The 2,702-nt window shown below is 56.4% G+C and carries 4 protein-coding genes and 1 pseudogene; 3 read left to right on the top strand and 2 right to left on the bottom strand.

Annotated features, from left to right (window positions below; genetic code table 11):
* Positions 1-386, bottom strand: a pseudogene (locus tag MVK46_RS03410) (DUF460 domain-containing protein); the annotation flags it as partial.
* Between the two features lie 107 nt (positions 387-493).
* Between MVK46_RS03410 and MVK46_RS03405 the strand changes: the two are divergent.
* Positions 494-829, top strand: a complete 336-nt coding sequence (locus MVK46_RS03405; protein WP_297535247.1) for a hypothetical protein — start codon at positions 494-496, stop codon at positions 827-829.
* Here the strand turns inward: MVK46_RS03405 and pcp are convergent.
* On the bottom strand, positions 815-1,414 hold the full coding sequence (gene pcp / locus MVK46_RS03400) for a pyroglutamyl-peptidase I (protein WP_297535246.1): 600 nt from the start codon (positions 1,412-1,414) through the stop codon (positions 815-817). The genes MVK46_RS03405 and pcp overlap by 15 nt on opposite strands.
* 60 nt (positions 1,415-1,474) lie before the next feature.
* Here pcp and MVK46_RS03395 point away from each other — a divergent pair, with 60 nt between their 5' ends.
* On the top strand, positions 1,475-2,587 hold the full coding sequence (locus MVK46_RS03395; RefSeq protein WP_297535245.1) for an NAD(P)/FAD-dependent oxidoreductase: 1,113 nt from the start codon (positions 1,475-1,477) through the stop codon (positions 2,585-2,587).
* Between the two features lie 9 nt (positions 2,588-2,596).
* Positions 2,597-2,702, top strand: a 106-nt coding sequence (locus MVK46_RS03390) for an ASCH domain-containing protein (RefSeq protein WP_297535248.1), incomplete at its 3' end; no start/stop codon positions are given.

Raw genomic sequence — 2,702 nt, 5'->3', positions numbered from 1 at the left:
AAGGCCAAAACCTCGTAGCCGACTCCCTTGCTCGCGAGTAGAGCTGAGAGTTTAGCTTCTTCGTAGGGGTCGAACCTGTCGGTCGTTCTTATGCCGTGTTCCTTCGCAAGGCTCTGAAGGCTTCTCCCCTCACCGGGCCTTCCCGTTACCTGAACGAGCTTTGTGCCCGGCGGGAGTGCGCGGAGGAACTTTCTAAGGTCGTCGCCGAGTTCAGTAACGCTGTCTATCGCAACTATATCCGGCCTCTTTGCCCTGATGAAGCGGATTAAGCGATAGAGTGTAAACTCACCCTTTCGCTCGAGCTTTCCGTTGTACCAGCTCACGACCGCAAAGCGCTTCGGGTTCTCGCCGATGACGTCAAGGCCGATGATTAGAATGAGCACCACCCTCCCAACCGGGGGTTCCTCACGCTCATAGTTCTCGAGACCCTTTAAAAACCTCACCAAAACCGTTATTTATCTCATCACGTTATACCAACTACCGGGGTGAAACCTTGAAGGTCAGGATAGTCTTTGACAAAAGGTACGACATCCTTAACGGCCTCTACGCCGTAAAGGTGCGGGAGCTTGAGTTCGACGAGGAGCTTGCGAAGGTCTTGGAAGGGGTAGAGCCGAAGATACGCATTGGGAGCGAGGAAATCAGCCTGAGCGAGCTTAAGGGCAGGACGTTCACGGCAAAGACGAGGGATGACGCCGAGAAAATAATGAGCGAGGTAAGGGGCGCCCTCATCGAAACCCTCGGTTCGCTTATAGCCCGCTTCAGGGAGGCCCAGAGCTTCAACGGCTCTGTGGTTTACGAGATTGACTTCAACGAGCTATTCAAGGAGTAGCTCCAGGGCCCTTCTTATTGCTTTATTTATCGTCTCCTGCGCCATCGACGGCCTCGGCTTCTCAAGGGCCTGGGCATGGCTGAAGGGCACATGGACAAAACCGGCTTTCGCTTCCATTCCAGAGACGGCTATCGTGTGCAGGGCCGTGAACATCGCGGTGTTGCAGACGTAGGTTCCGGCGGTGTTGGAAACGCCGGCCGGGATTCCGGCCTTCCTCAGGGCCTTTACAACGGCCTTTATCGGTATAGTGGCGAAGTATGCATCTGGAGCACCCTCGAAGACCGGCTCGTCCTCCGGCTTAAAGCCGTCGTTGTCCGGCATCGTGGAATCCATTACGTTTATCGCAACCCTCTCCACCGTTACGTTCGGCCTTCCGCCGGCCTGGCCGGTCAAGAGGACTATATCGGGCCCCTCCTTGGTGATTAGCCGGGGCAAAATTTCCCGAACCCTCTTGAACGAAACCGGTAGCTGGACCTTCAGGAGCGTTGCTCCGTTGAGTTCCTCGGGAAGCGCCTTAACGGCTTCCCACGATGGGTTTATCTCCTCACCGCCGAAGGGCTCGAAGCCGGTAATCAGGACCTTCATGGGACCACCGGAAAAGGGTAGGTTTTTAGGGTTTAAAAGCTACTCCGGACGGGGGTGGGGATGAGGTACGACGTCCTAATCATTGGAGGCGGCCCCGTTGGCAATTATCTCGCTAACCTTCTCGCGAAGGACTACAGCGTCGCCGTCGTCGAGAGAAAGAACTCCTTCGGGGGGAAGGCCTGCACCGGCATAATCGGGGCTGAGAACTACGAGAGGCTCGGACTGCCGAAAAAAGCCGTCCTGAACGAGCTCTACGGGGCAACTTTCTACTCGCGAATCCAGAGCTTTTCGATTGGAAGGAGGAACCCCCAGGCTTACCTCGTTGACAGGAAGACGCTTGAGCGGGAGCTCGCGAAGAGGGCTATAAAGCGAGGCGCCGATTACCTGATGAGCACGACCTTTAAGGGTTTCAAAAACGGGAAAGCTATTCTCCAGCACCTCGGGGAGACGCTCGAAGTGAAGGCTGACTTTTACGTCGGGGCCGACGGCGTGAACAGCACGGTGGCGAAGGTGATGGGAGCTAAGACGAAGGCCGAGTTCCTCAGCGGTTACGAGGTTGAGGTTCTTGGCGAGTTTGAAAGGAAAAACGTCGAGGTCTGGGTGAACAAGGAGATAACGCCCGACTTCTTCGCGTGGGTCGCTCCAATAGACGGCGAAACTGCCAGAGTTGGAACCTTCGGGAGCATAGAGGCCCTGAGCAGGTTTTTACGGCTCAGAAGGTTAGAACCCACGAGGATTCTCGAGTTCAAGGCCGGAACCGTCGGCTTCGGCTGGAGAAAGCCCTGGGTGCGGGGCAACGTGGCACTCGTCGGTGATTCCGCCCTTCAGATAAAACCGACCACCGCTGGAGGGATAGTCTACGGGATGCTCTGCGCCGAGGGCCTGAGGAAGGCCTTACTTGAGGGCAGGCCCGAGAACTACTGGAACTACTGCTCGTGGGTGAGGAGGCAGGTAAGCTTTGGCCTCAGGTTCAGGAAGCTCTTCCTAAGTCTCAGCCAAGACGCCATAGAGAGAATCTTCGAGGTCCTGGGGAGTGAAGAGGCGAGGGAGGTAATAGAAACCCAGGCGGACTTCGATGACCACCTGAGGACGGCCAAGGCAATACTCAAGAGGCCCAAGCTCCTCGCAAAGCTCATAAAGGTCAGCCCGAGCCTGATTAGGGCGTTGCTGTGAGGTGGGAGCATGAGGTGGAAGATGGGCCTTCAGGAGGAGTACCTAAAGGCGATAGCCGAGGGCAGGAAGAAGGTGGAAGGTCGCCTGTACGACGAGAAGAGGCAGGCCATAAAGC

The sequence above is a fragment of the Thermococcus sp. genome (genome assembly GCF_027066465.1).
In the GTDB taxonomy this organism is placed as follows: Archaea; Methanobacteriota_B; Thermococci; order Thermococcales; family Thermococcaceae; genus Thermococcus.
This window is presented reverse-complemented; position numbering and strand designations above follow the sequence as displayed.

Excerpts from the sequence above, each read along its gene's own strand:
- pcp (WP_297535246.1), bottom strand. The coding sequence starts at position 1,414 with ATGAAGGTCCTGATTACCGGCTTCGAGCCCTTCGGCGGTGAGGAGATA.
- MVK46_RS03395 (WP_297535245.1), top strand. The coding sequence starts at position 1,475 with ATGAGGTACGACGTCCTAATCATTGGAGGCGGCCCCGTTGGCAATTAT.